Origin of the sequence: Jeotgalibacillus campisalis, assembly GCF_000829515.1 — a bacterium.
GTDB classification, from domain to species: domain Bacteria; phylum Bacillota; class Bacilli; order Bacillales; family Jeotgalibacillaceae; genus Jeotgalibacillus; species Jeotgalibacillus campisalis.
Map to the genome: position 1 here is coordinate 531,966 of NZ_JXRR01000001.1, position 18,437 is coordinate 550,402.

Below are 18,437 nucleotides of genomic sequence, written 5' to 3' on the forward strand. Positions count from 1 at the left end.
ACGATGAACGCTCCTCCTTTAATTGCTTTTTATTTCCCAAGGCAGAATTGTGAAAACAGCTGATCAATTAAACTTTCCTGAACGGTATCTCCGTTAATTTCTCCGAGCGTTTCCCATGTCCTGCGCAAATCTATTTGAACCATATCGACAGGCGTGCCCATCTCAGCACCCATGATTGCTTCATCAATTGAAGCAAGTGCCTGATGAAGCAGAGCAATATGCCGGTTATTTGACACATACGTACCATCTGCCGCCTCTAAAGATCCAGTGAAAAATAAAGACGCGATTGCTTCTTCAAGCTCGTCTACTCCCTGCTCTTTTAAAAGAGAGGTCGTCACTAAGCGATGATGGGCAGTTAATTCTTTAACTTCATCCATATTCAACGACTGGGAAAGGTCCGTTTTGTTGACGATCACGATCGTATCCATTCCTTTAACTGCTTCGAATAATCGGCGATCCTCTTCTGATAATACCTCGCCGTAATTTAACACCAGCAAAATAAGATCGGCTTCCTTTAACACTTTTCGAGATCGTTCAACACCAATTCGTTCGACAATATCTTCGGTTTCTCGAATACCTGCCGTGTCGACAAGTTTTAATGGAACACCGCGGACATTAACGTATTCTTCAATGACATCACGAGTGGTTCCGGGCACATCTGTTACAATCGCTTTGTTCTCGTGCACTAAACTATTTAATAAGGAAGACTTTCCGACATTCGGTCGGCCGATAATGACCGTGGAAAGACCTTCACGAAGTATTTTTCCTTGTTCTGAAGTTTGAAGCAGACGCTCAATTTGTCCTTTTACATAGGTGGACTTTTCCATCATCATCGACAATGTCATTTCTTCTACATCATCGTACTCAGGGTAATCAATATTTACTTCTACCTGAGCCAGAATTTCTAAAATCTCCTGCCTGAGTGACTGAACTAGCCTGGAGAGCTTTCCTTCCATTTGTCCCATCGCCACTGACATCGCACGATCCGTTTTTGCTCGAATCATATCCATAACAGCCTCAGCCTGTGACAAATCAATCCGTCCATTTAAGAACGCACGCTTTGTAAACTCACCCGGTTCAGCAATCCTTGCGCCCTGACGCAATATGAGCTGAAGCACTTGATTAACGGAAACAAGCCCGCCGTGGCAATTAATTTCTATAACGTCTTCACGTGTGAAAGTTTTAGGGCCCTTCATAACAGAAACCATGACTTCCTCAAGGGATGTATCGGTCGCGGGATCTACGATATGCCCATAATGAATAGTATGGGAAGGAACAGTTTGAAGCTGCTTGCCTCCCATACCTTTAAAGACGCGATCTGCAATGGCAAACGCTTCATCACCGCTTAATCGGACGATGGCAATTGCTCCTTCGCCCATTGGCGTCGAGATCGCTGCAATTGTGTCAAATTCCATTTTTGTTCACCTCAATTCCAGAACGCTGTTTCCTAATACTCTCTTCAACAGCAGTCAGGTTTTCTTTCTAGTATCATCTATATAATGCGGCGCTTACCTACTTGCGCTAATATGGCATCCTCTAAATTATTAGAATAGCACACTTTACCTCATTTAAAAAGAAAATGAGATGTTTTTATCCACAGCCTTCCAGTACTGTGTCACCTTCTTTTACTTATCCACATGTGGGCAACTGTATTTCTTCCACTTCGCCTTACACTTCTGAAACCACTAGTAACAAATATAGTTTAAAGTAAAAAATGTAAAATTATATAATAATAAAATTAAATTAATCCATTTATTTTCATTTTATTCTATTAAGTTATTGGCTAAAAAAAGAATCCTCTATTTACTAACAGAGGATTCTTTTTTATTTTTTTTACCTTGTATCATCATGTACCTGTGAGGTTCTGTGCCTTCTGAGTTCGTTTCAATATCACGTCTTCCAGTAAGCGCATTATGAATAATTTTTCTTTCATAAGATGGCATTGGTTCAAGCTTAACAGGTCTCCCTGTTCTTATCGCTTGATCTGCCATTTTTTTCGCTAATTGCTCCAGGGTTTCCTGCCTGCGCTGCCGATAGTTTTCCGCATCAAGCGTGATCGTTAAAAATTGGTCCGAATGCTGATTGGCTATGAGTTGAGCAAGATACTGAAGAGAGTTAAGCGTTTGACCTCTTTTTCCTATTACAAGAGCAACCTTTTCACTTTGCAATTCAAAAATAACGTTTTTTCCTTTTTTTTGAATTTTCGTCTCTATTTCGAGTCCCATATGACGGGTTACGTCTTTAATATATTGGTCAACTTCTTCTACTGCATCTACTCGCTTCTTTACAAGTACCTTAGCTGGCCTTGATCCTATCAGTCCGAAAAAACCTTTTTTCCCTTTATCAATGACGGTAACTTCCGATTTTTCCTTCGAAATTTGTAATTTCGTAAGTGCGGCAGCGACCGCTTCCTCCACTGTTGCACCTGTCATCGTGATTTGAGTCACTTCATGGCTCCCCCTGTCTATTGAACAGATTGGTCTACTTTTTTACTGCCCGTTCCATTAATAATTAACGTCTGAACAATCATAAAGATATTACCAACAACCCAGTAAAGCGATAATGCAGATGGGAAAGTAATCGCAAATACGACAATCATTACAGGCATAAGATAAAGCATCATCTGCATTTGAGGATTCATACCAGCCGGATTTCCAGCCATCATAATCTTCTGCTGCAAGTAAGTCGTCACACCTGCTACAAGAGGAAGAATAAAGAACGGATCTCTTTCGCCCAGGTCGAACCATAGGAAATTATGATTCGCAATTTCAGTTGTTCGAACAATCGCATGATAAAAAGCGATAAGAATCGGCATTTGTATTAAAAGTGGAAAACACCCTGCCAATGGATTTACGCCATTTTTCTGGAACATAGCCATCGTTTCCTGCTGAAGCTTTTGCTGAGTTTGAGCATCTTTAGAAGAATACTTTTCCTTCAACTTCAACATTTCGGGTTGAATTTCCTGCATTTTTTTCGTGTTTTTTGTTTGTTTAATCATTAGCGGCAAAAGTGCAAATCGAATAATTAATGTTACTAAAACAATTCCCAGACCGTAATTATCACCTGACCATTGGGCAATTGTTGTGATAAGCCATGACAACGGATAAACAAAATAACTATTCCATATTCCTTCACTTTCGGTTGTAATCGGCTGATCGATCTCCATACAACCTGTTAAAAGAGCTGTTAACCCCACAATCATGAAAAGGGGCAGTAATCGTTTTTTCACCCAGAAGTTCCTCCCTATTCTAATATTCAGTCCATACCACACGTAATTGTACCACGTTACTTATCTGAATTCACTTTCTTTTGAAGAACCTTTGACTTTCCCATCACGTGAATCAAGCTGCTTTTTGTCTGATGAAAAGTAAAGTCAGCAGCGGGTTTTCTAGCAATAACAATATAGTCAGCATCAGGCCGAAGCTCAGGGGAGAGCTCTAGAAATGCTTGTCTGATGTATCGCTTTATGCGATTTCTAACGACAGCATTTCCAACCTTTTTGCTGACTGACAAGCCAAGTCGAAAAGCTGATTGATCACTTTTTTTCAGGTAGTATAAAACAAATTGTCGATTCGCCATAGAAGATCCATTGCGAAATACTTGCTGGAATTCGGGATTTTTTTTGATTCGCTGCTCTTTTTTCATTTTAGCACCCACATATCGTTAATTTTGCACCGGTATAAGTGAAAAAAGACCACTGAGTGGAATCAGTGGTCTTAAGCAGACAATACTTTTCTTCCACGTTGACGGCGACGAGCTAGAACCTTGCGGCCATTTTTTGTGCTCATGCGTGCGCGGAATCCGTGTACTTTACTTCTTTTACGCTTATTTGGTTGGAACGTACGTTTCATGTATAAGACACCTCCTAATTGATCACTCGTGGTGACCAAGCTACAGACATTCTAAATAATTATATAGATTTCACATATCAAATGTCAATGTTCATTTCATACAACCTCTATATCATAGCAGAGTCAATTACGTTCTTCAATAGAGAATTTAATTTTCGCAGCAATAAAAGAAAATAAATAGGCTTTCTGCTCATCAGATCTATTCCTTGTCCTGGTTTATAGGATCACCAAAAAGAAAGATCTTTAACCGCTTCTACAAAAGTGCCTCTATACAAAAAGAAACATTTCCCCATTCTATATGCTGCCTGTGTACAACTGTGGAGATATTTTCGACACGTTTTTCTTTATCCACAGCGCCTATCGACATGTTTTTCACAGATTCACCCCTTGTGGACAAGATCAATCACAGTGTGCGCCGCTCTGTGGATAAATAATCACACGCCTTGCAAGGCAAAGGAATTTCTGCTATTATAAGTGTGTTTTCACTCTTGATAAGTTGTCTGCATAAAGAACATTATCCACAATTGTGGATAGGTTGTGGATAGATTTCTCAACATGCATGGAGAATATTGTCCACAGGCTTAGGATTATGTCGATAAATATACAAAATGCTTTTTTGCCCTATTCACTAGAATGAATATATATAAAGGGTCTTTGAAAAAAATACTTTTCTAGAAAAATAATTCAGTGAGGAGGGTCTGCTGCTTGGAAAATATAACGGATCTTTGGAATATAGCCTTAGAGCATATCGAAAAGAAAATCAGCAAACCAAGTTATGAAACCTGGTTAAAATCGACAAAAGCTTTTTCGTTAAAACGGGATACGTTAACGATTACCGCTCCTAATGAATTTGCGAGAGATTGGCTTGAAGGGCATTATGCTCCTTTAATTTCCGGTGTTTTGAAGGACGTTACAGGGGAAGAACTGAATGTGAAATTTATCATTCCTCAAAATCAGAACCAGGATGATTTTAATTTTGCGATTCAACCCAAAAAGCCGGTGAAAGATGATGATCAGCAGGAATGGTCTCAAAGCATGTTAAATCCAAAGTATACATTTGATACGTTCGTCATCGGTTCTGGCAACCGCTTTGCGCACGCAGCATCTTTAGCGGTAGCTGAAGCGCCGGCAAAAGCCTATAACCCGTTATTTATATATGGGGGGGTAGGGCTTGGAAAAACGCATCTCATGCATGCAATCGGTCATTATGTGCTTGAGCATAATTCCTCTGCAAAAGTGGTTTATTTGTCTTCTGAAAAATTTACAAATGAATTTATTAATTCTATTCGTGACAACAAAGCCGTTGATTTTCGCAATAAGTATCGAAACGTGGACGTGTTATTAATTGATGATATTCAATTTCTTGCCGGGAAAGAACAAACGCAAGAGGAATTTTTTCATACATTTAATACTTTACATGAAGAAAGCAAGCAAATTGTAATCTCAAGTGACCGTCCGCCTAAAGAAATCCCTACGCTTGAAGACCGGCTGCGTTCTCGATTTGAATGGGGACTCATCACGGATATTACACCGCCTGATTTAGAAACAAGAATCGCCATCCTTCGAAAGAAAGCACGAGCGGAGGGCTTGGATATTCCTAATGAAGCAATGTTATATATCGCCAATCAAATTGATTCAAATATTCGCGAACTAGAAGGAGCACTCATCCGGGTAGTCGCTTACTCTTCATTAGTTAGTAAAGACATAAATGCTGATTTAGCTGCTGAAGCACTAAAAGATATTATGCCGAGCTCCAAACCAAAGGTGATTACCATTTTGGATATACAAAAGGTTGTAGGGGAGCACTTTAGTATTAAACTAGAGGACTTTAAAGCGAAGAAAAGAACAAAGACTGTCGCTTTTCCAAGGCAAATTGCCATGTACCTTTCAAGAGAAATGACAGACTTCTCTTTACCAAAGATCGGAGAGGAATTTGGTGGGCGGGATCATACAACCGTTATACATGCCCATGAAAAAATCTCAAGATTGCTCGATCATGACGTGTCATTAAAACAGGAAGTGAAAGATATTAAATCTACACTTCAAAAATAGATGCTGCAATCTGTGGGTAAATGTGGATAATTGGTGCACGTTTGAACACATCTTTTCCACATGGGGAAAAGTCGCCATTTCAAGTCATCAACAGGCTTATCCACATATCCACAGCGCCTACTAGTATTACTATTATTTTAAAAGAATTAATAACTATATATATAAAGCACGAGAATACTAACTTTTGGAGGCTTTGAAAATGAAATTTCAAATTCAACGCGATCGTTTGGTGAACGGCGTAAACGATGTAATGAAAGCTGTATCTTCAAGAACAACCATACCGATTTTAACGGGACTTAAAATCGTCGCTCATGAAGAAGGAGTCACACTGACAGGCAGTGATTCTGATATATCCATCGAATCATTCATTCCCAGAGAAGAAGATGGCAAAGAAATTGTACAGATTCAACAAACTGGCGGAATTGTTCTTCAAGCGAAGTTTTTTGAAAGCATTGTTAAAAAACTGCCGATGGATACAGTTGAAATTGAAGTACACTCTCAATTGCAGACCGTCATTCGTTCAGGAAAGTCTGAATTTAATTTAAATGGACTTGATGTAAATGAATACCCGCACCTTCCGCAAATTGAAGAAGATCACGTACTTAAAATTCCTACGAACCTATTAAAAACCATGATTCGACAAACGGTCTTTGCAGTGTCCACCTCAGAAACACGCCCTATCTTGACAGGTGTAAACTGGAATATTCAAGATGGACTTTTAAACTGTGTAGCGACGGACAGTCACCGTCTTGCGATGAGAAAAGCACCGATCAGCGGCGGCAGCGGGAATGAAAGCAAAGCTGTGATTCCAGGGAAAAGTTTAAATGAGTTAAATAAAATACTTGAAGATACATCAGATGAGCTTGAGATTGTTATTACAGAAAATCAGGTATTGTTCAGAGCCAAACATGTTTTATTCTTCTCACGTCTGCTTGAAGGGAACTACCCGGATACTTCAAGACTGGTTCCGGCAGAAAGCAAAACCTCGCTTACGATCGGCGGAAAAGAATTTTTACAGGCCATTGACCGTGCTTCTTTGCTTGCAAGAGAAGAACGAAATAATGTTGTCCGCTTGTCAATCAGTGATGATGGCAGAGTTGAAATTTCATCCAACACGCCTGAGATAGGGAAAGTTGTAGAGGAAGTTCACAGCGAAGCGACGGATGGAGAAGAGTTGAATATTTCTTTCAGCGCAAAATATATGATGGATGCATTAAAAGTATTCGAAGGGGCTGAAACCAATATTCAGTTCACCGGAGCAATGAGGCCTTTTGTTCTGCGCCCGACGTCAGATGATACGATTCTTCAATTGATCACGCCTGTACGAACGTATTAGGCAAAAAATTAAATAGTAATCAAATGCCTATTGTTTTAGAGGGAAGCAATAGGCATTTGATTGTTTTATTGGCGTATTCTTGAGAAAAAAGGCGTTTGCGTTAATTTTTCTTTGTTTTCCGCCTTCATATTGGTTAAAATAAGGTATTAGAGAATATCAGAAGGTAGTGAGCGAAATGAAAGAGACGATCACGATCAGTACGGAATATATTACGCTTGGCCAATTTTTAAAATTAGCCGATGTAATTCAAAGCGGCGGGATGGCAAAGTGGTTTTTAAGCGAACATGAAGTTTATATAAATCAGGAGCTTGACCAGAGAAGAGGGCGTAAATTACGTGATGGGGATGAAGTTAAGATTCCGGATGTAGGTTCTTACGTGGTGAAGTCTCAAGATTAGAAGGATGTTAAAACATGTATATTGAGCAGCTTGAGCTTGCCCACTATCGCAATTACGACAAATTGACGGTTGAATTTGATAATAACGTGAATCTCATCCTTGGAGAAAACGCCCAAGGCAAAACAAACGTCATGGAATCCATTTACGTTCTTGCGATGGCTAAATCTCACAGGACTTCGAATGACAAAGATTTAATACAATGGGACTCAGATTATGCTAAAATAAAAGGCAGAGTGATGAAGCATCATGGCTCGCTTCCCTTGGAATTGACCGTAACAAAAAAAGGGAAAAAAGCCAGATTGAATCATCTTGAGCAATCGAAATTAAGCCATTACATTGGCAATATGAATGTTGTTATGTTCGCGCCCGAAGATCTCCACTTAGTAAAAGGGAGCCCTCAAGTAAGGCGTCGTTTTATTGATATGGAAATTGGGCAGATTTCTGCCGTTTATTTGCATGACAGTTCCCTGTACCAAAAAATTCTCCAGCAGCGAAATCATTATCTAAAACAGCTGCAGACGAGAAAGCAGCGGGACCAGACCATGCTTGAAGTATTGACTGACCAATTTGTGGAGATGGCGGTCAAAATTATTCAGCGCCGTTTTCAATTTATTGATCTGCTGCAGCAATGGGCTCAGCCGATTCACGCTGGAATTTCGAGAGGGCTTGAAACACTCGAAGTTGTCTATAAACCGTCTGTTCAAGTTACGAATGAAAATAGTAGAGAGGATATTGAGGCCGTCATCCGGAAAAAATTTGAAGAGCTGCGCGAAAGAGAGATTGACAGAGGGGTTACCCTGATCGGTCCGCACAGAGATGATCTTCAGTTTTTGGTAAACGGCCATGATGTTCAGACATTTGGCTCTCAAGGACAGCAGAGAACAACAGCTTTATCAATTAAGCTGGCTGAAATAGAACTCATCCGAGCAGAAATTGGTGAATACCCGATTCTGCTCCTTGATGATGTTTTATCCGAGCTGGACGACTATCGTCAATCTCATCTCCTCAATACGATACAAGGGAAAGTTCAAACCTTCGTCACCACGACAAGTGTGGAAGGAATTGATCACCAGACCTTGCGGGAAGCTACTACTTTTATTGTGAGTAATGGCAGTATGAGCAGAAAAATAGAGGGGGGCTGATCCTATGTATTTACATATAGGGGGAGAGTCGATGGTAAGAATGCACGACATCGTGGCAATAATGGATATAGAGTCTGTAAACTCTTCTTTAATCATGGAAGAATACATGAAGCAAAATGATAACGGCATAATCGATCTTTGCGATTCAAACTGTAAATCCATTGTGATCACAGATTTCAAAGCTTACCTGTCTCCCTTGTCCTCAAGTACGCTTAAGAAAAGATCAGAAAAAATGGTCAAACCTATTTTCAAATAAATTCCAAGAAAATGGCAACGTCAGAGAAAGTGTAGGTGAACCGCGTGGCAACAGATAATACACAAATGCAGCCGCAGGCATATGATGAGAATCAGATTCAGGTACTAGAAGGTCTTGAAGCGGTAAGAAAAAGACCGGGAATGTATATCGGTTCAACAGCAGCAAGAGGTCTCCATCATCTTGTATGGGAAATTGTCGACAACAGCATCGATGAAGCGCTTGCTGGACACTGTGATGAAATAAAAATCAGTATTGAAAAAGACAATTCAATTCTTGTAGAAGACAATGGTCGTGGAATTCCGGTAGGGATGCATGAAAAAATGGGACGTCCAGCGGTAGAAGTAATCATGACTGTTCTTCATGCAGGCGGTAAATTTGGCGGAGGCGGATACAAAGTTTCCGGCGGATTGCACGGAGTAGGTGCTTCGGTTGTTAATGCCCTGTCTGACAAGCTGGAAGTTTTTGTCCATCGTGATGGCAAAGTCTACAACCAGGAATATCGAAAAGGTGTTCCAAGCTACGATCTGAAGGTAGTAGATGAAACAGACCGGACAGGAACCATCACACGTTTTAAACCGGATCCTGAAATCTTCACAGAAACAGTTGAGTATGATTACGATACACTCGCCAACCGCGTCCGTGAACTGGCGTTTTTAAATCGTGGACTGACCCTTATCATTAAAGATGAGCGGGTAACGGAAGAAGATGGCTCGCCTTTAACAAAGAAATTTCATTATGAAGGCGGGATTAAATCTTATGTGTCCCATTTAAACCGTTCTAAAGAGGTTATACACGAAGAGCCAGTCTTTGTCGAAGGAGAGAGAGACGGAATTTCAATCGAAATTGCTCTTCAGTACAATCAGGGCTATGCTTCTAATATTTATTCATTTGCGAATAATATTAGTACACATGAAGGTGGAACGCATGAGTCAGGATTTAAAACCGCGTTGACCCGTGTCATAAATAGTTACGCATCGCGGAATAACCTAATGAAGGATGCAGACAGCAATCTTTCCGGTGAAGACGTTCGAGAAGGCTTAACGGCCATTGTGTCCATTAAGCATCCGGACCCTCAATTTGAAGGCCAGACCAAAACAAAGCTTGGGAATTCTGAAGCCCGTACGATTACGGATAACTTATTCTCAGAGCATTTCGATAAATTCTTAATGGAAAACCCAGTCGTTGCAAGACAAGTCGTGGATAAAGGTCTTATGGCCGCCCGTGCTCGTCTGGCAGCAAAAAAAGCCCGTGAATTAACACGCCGCAAAGGCGCACTTGAAGTATCAAGTCTTCCGGGTAAACTTGCAGATTGTTCGTCCCGAGATCCTCAAATCAGCGAACTTTACGTAGTTGAGGGTGACTCGGCAGGAGGATCGGCCAAGCAGGGACGAGATCGGCATTTCCAGGCCATCCTGCCATTGCGAGGAAAGATTATTAATGTAGAAAAAGCACGGCTTGATAAAATACTTTCCAACAATGAAATTCGTGCCATTATTACGGCTCTAGGGACAGGCATTGGCGAAGATTTTGATCTTTCCAAAGCCCGTTACCATAAAATTGTCATAATGACTGATGCGGATGTAGACGGGGCGCATATTAGAACCCTGCTGCTGACATTCTTATACCGATATATGAGAAATATCATTGAAGCGGGCTATATTTATATTGCACAGCCGCCATTATATAAAATCACCCAAGGTAAAACGATTCAATATGCGTACACTGAGCGTGAAATGAATAATGTATTAGCGGAATTGTCGCCAACACCAAAGCCAGGTCTTCAGCGATACAAGGGTCTTGGAGAGATGAACCCGGATCAGCTGTGGGAAACGACTATGAATCCCGAATCAAGATCGATGCTGCAGGTAAGTCTGAAGGATGCCATCGAGGCAGATGAGACATTTGAAATTCTGATGGGCGACAAAGTAGAACCAAGACGTCAGTTCATTGAAGACAATGCAATGTATGTTAAAAACCTTGATGTTTAAGAATGAATAGAGATCTTTACTAGCCTCTCTTTTCATTAGATCCATATAGATACCAGACAGCAGGCGCTGGACAAGCGCTTTCACATTTAAATAAACAATCTAGCTGCAGGCGCCAGCTCCTCAAGTCATAAGTCTCTCCGTCCCAGTGAACAAAAACCGTTCACTTGGCCAGAGATTCTTATGCATGTCGGAGCTGGACAAGCGCCTTCCGCTTTTAAAATAAGGAGGTTTCCCGTTTATGGCTGAGACGCCGAGCTCGAATGTTCACGAAATAAATATTAGTCAGGAAATGCGTACGTCTTTTTTGGATTATGCGATGAGTGTTATTGTAGCGCGTGCCCTTCCTGATGCAAGAGATGGGTTAAAGCCGGTTCACCGTCGTATTTTGTATGCGATGAATGATCTGGGGATGACCTCTGATAAGGCGTATAAGAAATCTGCCCGTATCGTCGGGGAAGTAATTGGTAAGTACCATCCTCATGGTGACTCTGCCGTTTACGATACGATGGTTCGTATGGCGCAGGATTTTAGTTATCGATACATGCTGGTTCAGGGGCATGGTAACTTCGGTTCTGTCGATGGTGACGCAGCAGCAGCTATGCGTTACACAGAAGCAAGAATGTCGAAAATATCAATGGAATTGATTCGCGATATCAATAAAGACACCATTGACTACAGAGATAATTATGACGGTTCAGAACGGGAGCCGATTGTGTTGCCTTCGCGTTTTCCAAACCTGCTGGTAAATGGTTCAAGCGGGATTGCTGTTGGGATGGCTACGAATATTCCCCCTCATCAGCTTGGGGAAGTCATAGATGGATTGCTTGCATTCACTGAGTCCCCTGAAATCACGATCGCTGAGCTTATGGAGTATATACCCGGTCCGGATTTTCCAACGGGAGCTTTAATTTTAGGCCGCAGCGGAATTCGCCGTGCATATGAAACTGGACGAGGTTCAGTCGTTCAACGAGCAAAAGTGGAAATTGAGCAAAAAGCAAATGGACGGGAAACCATTTTAGTTCACGAGCTTCCTTATCAGGTAAATAAAGCGAGATTAATTGAAAAGATTGCAGATTTAGTTCGCGACAAAAAAATAGATGGTATTACAGACCTTCGGGATGAGTCCGATCGGAATGGGATGCGGATTGTGATTGAAGTACGCCGCGATGCCAATGCCAATGTTCTTTTGAATAACCTGTATAAGCAGACTGCTCTTCAAACAAGCTTTGGGATTAATATGCTGGCTCTTGTTGATGGTCAGCCAAAGGTTCTGAACCTAAAAGAAGCGCTGCATTATTACTTAGAACATCAAAAAGTCGTGATTCGACGCAGAACTGCATTCGAGCTTCGAAAAGCAGAAGCGCGTGCTCATATCTTAGAAGGTCTGCGTATTGCGCTGGACCATATCGACGCGATCATTGCACTTATTCGCGGATCACAGACAGCGGATTTGGCGAGAGAAGGCTTGATGGAGCAGTTTAGCTTGTCTGAAAAACAAGCTCAAGCTATTTTGGATATGCGTCTTCAACGTTTAACAGGCTTAGAACGCGATAAGATTGAAGAAGAATATCAAGCTCTTGTTCAATTAATCGCCGATTTGAAATCTGTATTAGACAGCGAAGAGCGGGTTCTTGATATCATCCGTGAAGAACTAACGGAGATTAAAGAACGGTTTAATGATAAAAGACGCACCGAGATTACAACGGGCGGAGCTGAGATGATTGAGGATGAGGATCTAATTCCTCGTGAGAACTTAATCCTTACACTTACGCATAACGGATACATCAAACGTCTCCCTGCTTCAACCTATCGCAGTCAAAAACGCGGCGGAAGAGGCATACAGGGAATGGGAACGAATGAGAATGATTTTGTTGAACATCTTTTAACAACTTCAACGCATGATACCATCCTGTTCTTCTCCAATAAAGGAAAAGTATACCGGACTAAGGGATATGAAATTCCGGAATACAGCAGAACGGCTAAAGGACTTCCGATTATTAATTTACTAGGAATTGATAAGGATGAAGATATTAATGCGATGATCAGGGTGGAAGAATTCAAAGAAGACTCGTTCTTCTTCTTCACAACGAAATACGGGATTTCTAAACGTACACCTGTATCGGATTTTGCGAATATCAGAACGAATGGCTTAATCGCCATTAATTTAAGAGAAGGCGACGATCTTATTTCTGTTAAGTTAACTGATGGGAAAAAGGAAATCATTATCGGTACGCAAAATGGACTTCTAATCCGATTCCCTGAAAACGATGTTCGTTCAATGGGAAGAACAGCTACAGGTGTCCGCGGTATTCGTCTAAAAGGCGAAGATATAGTCGTAGGGATGGAAATTCTCGAGCCGGATAATGAAATTCTTGTCGTGACGGAAAATGGATACGGAAAAAGGACAACTGAAAAGGATTACCGTGTTCAATCCCGTGGCGGTAAAGGAATTAAGACCTGTAACATCACGGATAAAAACGGTAAACTGATTGCAGTCAAAACGGTAACGGGTGATGAAGATGTCATGATCATTACGGTGAATGGTGTCTTGATTCGAATGGATGTAAGCGGCATTTCTCAAACCGGCCGGAGTACACAAGGTGTTAAACTCATTCGTCTGGGAGATCAGGAGTACGTTGCTACTGTAACCCGGATTGAAAAAGAAGAAGAAATTGAAGAAGAAATAGAAGAAATGCTCGAAACAACAGCGCCTGCAGATCCAGTTGAAACAGAAGAAACGGATATCTCAGCCGATTATACAACAGATACAGATGATGAATCAGAAGAATAATTTCTTAAGAAAACAGGGTAAATACTTCCTGTTTTCTTTTTTTTATGTGGTAAAATGATCATAAAGAACTAGGTACAATTGACGGGGTGAATGGAATGAAAGTGAAAGTAGAGGATTTACATGAAGGTTGTATTATTGCTGAAAATATAATGGGTTTAACGAACCATCCGATTATGACCAAAAATACGCCTGTAACAGCCCTGCACATTGAACTATTACAGGCTTTTCAAATCGATTATGTAGCCGTCCATTCAAAAAAAGAAGACGGCAGCTTGTTCGGAGCAGAGGCGCTGGATGAGGCATCTATCAAGGAAGAAAGAGAAGTGCGTTTGTTGAGTTCAAGTCCTAGAAGTGAATTTGAGCGTCAATACCAGGAAGCTGCCACGTTTTATAAAAAAGAATTTTCAAATTGGCAGTCTGGAAGCAAAGTGGATATTGTTAAACTTAAGCAAGCCCTGATTCCTTTACTCACAGGCTCTCGAATCGAGGAACATAGCTATTATCTTCATGAGCTGTGTGAGGCGAATGATTATATAGCTCATCACTCAATTGCTGTAGGGGTCCTTTGCCATTTACTTGGACGGAAAATGGGCTATGACGAAGGCCTCTGTACGCAACTCGCACTTGCCGGAGTGTTGGCGGATGTGGGTATGGCTAAAATGCCCATATCGATTTTGCAGAAGTCTACTGGTCTAGAGCGGGAAGAGGCAATTGAAATCCGTAAACACTCGATCTTCAGCTATCAATATATTATGGACACCCCGTTTTTAAAAAAAGAAATGAAAAAAGCAATCTATCAGCATCATGAGCGTCTAGACGGCAGTGGCTACCCAATCGGAGAAAAAGGGTCTGCAATTAGTTTGTTTTCTCAAATCATTGCCATTGCTGATATGTATCATGCGATGACCTCTGAACGGCTCTACAAAAAACAGCAGTCCCCTTTTAAAACACTGGAAATTATAATGGAAGACAGTTTCGGTAAATTTGATCTTGTTGTCGTAAAAGCGTTGCAAGACTTAATTGGGAACCTGACACCCGGAACAAAAGTCCAATTATCTGACGGCCAAAAGGCGGAAGTCATTTACACACCGCCAGCCGATGTCACAAGACCTGTCGTAAAAACAGCTGAAATGGGAGAAATACTCGATCTATCCCGACAGCGCAAGTTGTTTATTGATCGAATACTTTAAAGGTTTAAGGCAGCTGGGTATAACTCATAATAATAAGAAAGAATGTTTTCATGACCATTTATTCATGTAAACATTCTTTTTTTATTTTTCCTAAAAAATAAAAATGAACAAACGATAACTCCAAAACGTATAAGAAGTAAGATTGTAAAAAAAGAAGGTGAAAAGGTGAAGGAAAGGGAGCAGGAACTGATTCAACAAGCAATAGCAGGAAACGATGAATCCCTTGCAATGCTTTTGCATGAACATTATCAATTTTTATTTTTATACTTGCTGAAATTAACCCTTTATCCTTCAGAAGCAGAGGAATTAACACAGGATACGATCGTCAGGTGTATCGAACGCTTTCATCAATATAATCCCAAAAAAGCAGCGTTTACCACATGGATGATTCAAATAGGTACGAACTTATGGCTTGATAAAAAAAGAAGGAAAAAGCGGGAGAAACAGTATATGAATAAACAGCAGCTTTCATGGAAAATCGGCCAAAGAGAAGATGAGCAATGGCTGATTATTACTGAAGCTCTCAAAACGTTAAAAGATACTTATCGGATTCCTGTCATTTTAAAGCACTATTATGGCTACAGCTATGAAGAAATCAGCTTAATTTGTCGAGTGCCCATCGGAACAGTTAAATCGAGACTAAACAGTGGATTAAAAAAACTGAGGGAGGAGCTTGGGGATGGATGAGAATAAACGTCTGGAAGATTCCTTAGCAAATGGTCTGCGAGCATTAGACACAATAGAAACGTCTGTTCCTTCTATAGAGTCAATGAACATGCTTGTTCAGCAGACGAAGAAAAAAATGCGTATGGAACTATATCTATTTTTGACTATTGCTCTTTTATTTACAGTTTGTACGGTTGTGTTTCTCGTCAATTCCCCTGGAGTATATGTAATGGTTCAGCTTCTGTTTATTCTGATTGTGAGTGTATGGGGAGCAATTTACTTCTACAGGGCAAAGGTGAGTCAGCATGAATGATCTTAAACAGCTGCCAATCTGGTTTTTCGTTCTATTAGCAATCATCTTGTTCGCTCAAAGCCTGTACTTATTTATTGATGCAAGAAGAAGGGGGCATGCAAGATGGTTTTGGGGATTATGGGGAATGATTCAAACACCGATGCCCATTCTTTTTTATTTACTTTGGTCAAGAGTTATTACACCAGCGATTCAGCAAAGGAGGAATAAATGATGGACGATATAAATTTAGCTGTAATAGCTCCGCTCCTTGTGATCAGCCTTCTTTTAGCTATTACTGCTTTGGTTGATGTATTTAAGCGACAAGCAACAAACGGTCCAAAAGTGATGTGGGTGCTGATTATTATATTGATTAGTACGATTGGTCCTATTCTTTACTTTTTGTTTGGCAGAAAGGATGTTTAGCATATGATCACCCTTAATCAAGTCACAAAAAAATATGGACAAGTAGAAGCAGTCTCAGATGTAAGTTTTTCGTTAACATCAGGAAAAACGACAGCACTAGTTGGTCCAAATGGTGCTGGGAAAACGTCCCTTTTACACATGCTAAGCGGTTTAATCTCTCCAGGGAGCGGGACCATTCACTATTTAACGAAAGAAAAAGACCCGAGAACGGTAATTGGATTTCTCCCCCGATATCCTGCCTTCCATGATTGGATGACGGCCGAAGAATTTTTGCAGTTTGCCGCCAGACTTGGAAAGAAGTCTAAAAAGGAATCCCGAATTAGAGCATCAGAGTTATTAGAACTTGTCGGACTTGAAGATGTATATCGAAAAAAAATTGGCGGTTTTTCAGGCGGCATGAAGCAACGGCTCGGAATCGCTCAAGCGCTGGTGCACGAGCCGAAGCTTCTGTTATTAGATGAACCCGTATCTGCACTGGATCCTATAGGCCGAAAAGAGATCATGAGTCTCTTGAATGGATTGAAAAATGAGATGACGATCTTGTACTCCACGCATGTGTTACATGATGCTCAGCTTCTATGTGACGAAGTTCTAATGATGAATAAAGGAAAAATCATACTGTATGATTCTCTTCATACCATTTATCAGCAGTATGACAGACCACGGATTATCATCAAATCAGAATATTCCTTGAGGTCGTGGGCAGCGGATATGCGACTGCGCTACCCTGAATGGGATATTCTTTCGGATGAGAATGAAGTGGTGATAACTGGATCCAATCTACCCGAACTGAGAAAAAACCTTTTACATGAAGTTAGCAAAAAGAACCTGCCCCTACGATCCATTAAATTTGGCACCTCCACATTAGAAGAAGTGTTTCATGAGGTGATGAACCATGAATGAGTTTCACATTTTGCTTAAAAAAGAACTAACTGATATGTGGAGAAGCTATAAATTTTTTTGGATGCCTCTTCTATTTATCTCTCTCGGAATGATGCAGCCTTTAACGAGTTACTATCTCGCGGATCTCTTAGAAGAGTTTGGCGGTCTCCCGGAAAATGCAATAATTGAATTCCCTATTCCTTCAGCTACTCAAGTCTTCACTGAAACCTTTTCACAATTCTCCCAAATTGGTGTATTGATTATCGCTCTATCTCTTATGGGAATGTTTGCGAACGAAAGAAACAAAGGAATTGCTCAAATGATTTTAACCAAACCCGTTTCATACAGAAATTACTTCTTATCAAAATGGACTGCAGCTATTCTGCTGATTTTAACTTCCTTTGTGATGGGAGTTGCTTCAGCTTTATACTATATACACCTACTGTTTGAGCCGTTAGCTTCAAAAAGTGTACTGGTTTCATCAAGCTACTATTTTTTGTGGCTCATCTTTGTTCTTACTGTCGTTCTCTTTTTCAGTTGTATTTTGAAAAAAACAGCAGCAGTTGGAGCAGCAGGTATTCTTATTGTCCTAACTTTAACGGTTCTCCCCTCTATTTTTAAGGAACCATTAAAATGGACTCCTGGGAATCTGCAGTCTTTTGCTCAAAAAGCAATCCAAGGAGATTCCCTCTACGGAACCTTCCCTCTAGTTACGGTTACTTTGTTTCTTATCGTAGGAATGGGTGCAGCAGCAGTCTACTATATGAAGAAAACGGAATGGTTAAAGTAAAGAGAAACACCTCTTGAGTCGTAAAATCACTCCGTTTTCTAACACTCTTTAAAACAAGTAAGCTATTTTTTAAAAAAAGGGTTGCTATAAAATGGAGCACATGGTATATTTATATGCGTCGCTTTGAGGCGAGCTAATCCAACTTAATTCAACTGCTTAAAGAATCTTAAAAAAAGTTGTTGACATCATATCGGGAAAAATGCTATGATAGATTGGTCGCTTGAGAGAGCAACACACAAACGAAACACCCTGAACCTTGAAAACTAAACAACCAAAAACGTCAACGTTAATACTTGATTTAAATGAAACAAATGAGCTTTATCAAACACTTTACGGAGAGTTTGATCCTGGCTCAGGACGAACGCTGGCGGCGTGCCTAAT

At 40.6% G+C, this 18,437-nt stretch carries 20 protein-coding genes; 14 read left to right on the forward strand and 6 right to left on the reverse strand.

Going from position 1 to position 18,437, the window contains the following annotated elements; translation table 11 throughout:
• Positions 1-29: 29 nt before the first annotated feature.
• The 6 genes from mnmE to KR50_RS18800 all read right to left on the reverse strand — a co-directional run bounded on the left by mnmE (position 30) and on the right by KR50_RS18800 (position 4,227).
• Positions 30-1,415, reverse strand: coding sequence for a tRNA uridine-5-carboxymethylaminomethyl(34) synthesis GTPase MnmE (gene mnmE / locus KR50_RS02475; RefSeq protein WP_041054351.1), 1,386 nt, complete (start codon positions 1,413-1,415; stop codon positions 30-32).
• A 384-nt stretch (positions 1,416-1,799) separates the two neighbouring features.
• The gene (jag, locus tag KR50_RS02480; protein ID WP_041054353.1) at positions 1,800-2,447 is read right to left on the reverse strand and encodes an RNA-binding cell elongation regulator Jag/EloR; all 648 of its coding nucleotides are present in this window, start codon (positions 2,445-2,447) and stop codon (positions 1,800-1,802) included.
• A gap of 17 nt (positions 2,448-2,464) precedes the next feature.
• Complete coding sequence (gene spoIIIJ, locus KR50_RS02485) at positions 2,465-3,229, reverse strand: YidC family membrane integrase SpoIIIJ (protein WP_041054356.1); 765 nt, start codon at positions 3,227-3,229, stop codon at positions 2,465-2,467.
• A gap of 56 nt (positions 3,230-3,285) precedes the next feature.
• Positions 3,286-3,645: a ribonuclease P protein component gene (rnpA, locus tag KR50_RS02490; RefSeq protein WP_041054357.1), complete on the reverse strand. Its 360-nt coding sequence runs from the start codon at positions 3,643-3,645 to the stop codon at positions 3,286-3,288.
• A gap of 71 nt (positions 3,646-3,716) precedes the next feature.
• Entirely contained in the window at positions 3,717-3,851 is a 135-nt protein-coding gene (gene rpmH / locus KR50_RS18160; RefSeq protein WP_084215458.1) for a 50S ribosomal protein L34, read from the reverse strand.
• A gap of 253 nt (positions 3,852-4,104) precedes the next feature.
• Positions 4,105-4,227 carry a hypothetical protein gene (locus KR50_RS18800; protein WP_269746040.1) on the reverse strand — a complete coding sequence of 41 codons (123 nt, stop codon included), beginning with the start codon at positions 4,225-4,227 and terminating at the stop codon, positions 4,105-4,107.
• Positions 4,228-4,556: 329 nt separating this feature from the next.
• Between KR50_RS18800 and dnaA the strand changes: the two genes are divergently transcribed.
• The 14 genes from dnaA (at position 4,557) to KR50_RS02560 (ending at position 18,056) form a co-directional block, all read left to right on the forward strand.
• Complete coding sequence (dnaA, locus tag KR50_RS02495) at positions 4,557-5,903, forward strand: chromosomal replication initiator protein DnaA (protein ID WP_041054359.1); 1,347 nt, start codon at positions 4,557-4,559, stop codon at positions 5,901-5,903.
• Between the two features lie 199 nt (positions 5,904-6,102).
• Positions 6,103-7,239 (forward strand): DNA polymerase III subunit beta, encoded by a 1,137-nt coding sequence (gene dnaN / locus KR50_RS02500; RefSeq protein WP_041054361.1) that lies wholly within the window; start codon positions 6,103-6,105, stop codon positions 7,237-7,239.
• A gap of 175 nt (positions 7,240-7,414) precedes the next feature.
• A complete protein-coding gene (gene yaaA / locus KR50_RS02505; protein ID WP_041054363.1) occupies positions 7,415-7,636 on the forward strand; it encodes a S4 domain-containing protein YaaA in 222 nt (73 codons plus the stop codon).
• Positions 7,637-7,650: 14 nt separating this feature from the next.
• Positions 7,651-8,778, forward strand: coding sequence for a DNA replication/repair protein RecF (gene recF, locus KR50_RS02510; protein ID WP_041054364.1), 1,128 nt, complete (start codon positions 7,651-7,653; stop codon positions 8,776-8,778).
• A gap of 4 nt (positions 8,779-8,782) precedes the next feature.
• Positions 8,783-9,034, forward strand: coding sequence for an extracellular matrix regulator RemB (gene remB, locus KR50_RS02515; RefSeq protein WP_041054366.1), 252 nt, complete (start codon positions 8,783-8,785; stop codon positions 9,032-9,034).
• 65 nt (positions 9,035-9,099) lie between these two features.
• Positions 9,100-11,022 (forward strand): DNA topoisomerase (ATP-hydrolyzing) subunit B, encoded by a 1,923-nt coding sequence (gene gyrB, locus KR50_RS02520; RefSeq protein ID WP_041054489.1) that lies wholly within the window; start codon positions 9,100-9,102, stop codon positions 11,020-11,022.
• Between the two features lie 238 nt (positions 11,023-11,260).
• Complete coding sequence (gyrA, locus tag KR50_RS02525; protein ID WP_041054368.1) at positions 11,261-13,813, forward strand: DNA gyrase subunit A; 2,553 nt, start codon at positions 11,261-11,263, stop codon at positions 13,811-13,813.
• A gap of 95 nt (positions 13,814-13,908) precedes the next feature.
• Complete coding sequence (locus tag KR50_RS02530; RefSeq protein WP_041054371.1) at positions 13,909-15,003, forward strand: HD-GYP domain-containing protein; 1,095 nt, start codon at positions 13,909-13,911, stop codon at positions 15,001-15,003.
• A gap of 165 nt (positions 15,004-15,168) precedes the next feature.
• Positions 15,169-15,690, forward strand: a complete 522-nt coding sequence (locus KR50_RS02535; RefSeq protein ID WP_041054373.1) for a sigma-70 family RNA polymerase sigma factor — start codon at positions 15,169-15,171, stop codon at positions 15,688-15,690.
• On the forward strand, positions 15,683-15,982 hold the full coding sequence (locus tag KR50_RS02540) for a DUF5345 family protein (protein ID WP_041054375.1): 300 nt from the start codon (positions 15,683-15,685) through the stop codon (positions 15,980-15,982). Before KR50_RS02535 ends, KR50_RS02540 begins: the two co-directional genes overlap by 8 nt.
• Positions 15,975-16,193, forward strand: coding sequence for a hypothetical protein (locus KR50_RS02545; protein WP_041054377.1), 219 nt, complete (start codon positions 15,975-15,977; stop codon positions 16,191-16,193). Before KR50_RS02540 ends, KR50_RS02545 begins: the two co-directional genes overlap by 8 nt.
• On the forward strand, positions 16,193-16,384 hold the full coding sequence (locus KR50_RS02550; RefSeq protein ID WP_041054378.1) for a PLD nuclease N-terminal domain-containing protein: 192 nt from the start codon (positions 16,193-16,195) through the stop codon (positions 16,382-16,384). Before KR50_RS02545 ends, KR50_RS02550 begins: the two co-directional genes overlap by 1 nt.
• 3 nt (positions 16,385-16,387) lie before the next feature.
• Positions 16,388-17,287: an ABC transporter ATP-binding protein gene (locus tag KR50_RS02555; RefSeq protein WP_041054380.1), complete on the forward strand. Its 900-nt coding sequence runs from the start codon at positions 16,388-16,390 to the stop codon at positions 17,285-17,287.
• Positions 17,280-18,056 carry an ABC transporter permease gene (locus KR50_RS02560; protein WP_052476694.1) on the forward strand — a complete coding sequence of 259 codons (777 nt, stop codon included), beginning with the start codon at positions 17,280-17,282 and terminating at the stop codon, positions 18,054-18,056. The genes KR50_RS02555 and KR50_RS02560 overlap by 8 nt, the downstream gene beginning before the upstream one ends.
• Positions 18,057-18,437: the final 381 nt, after the last annotated feature.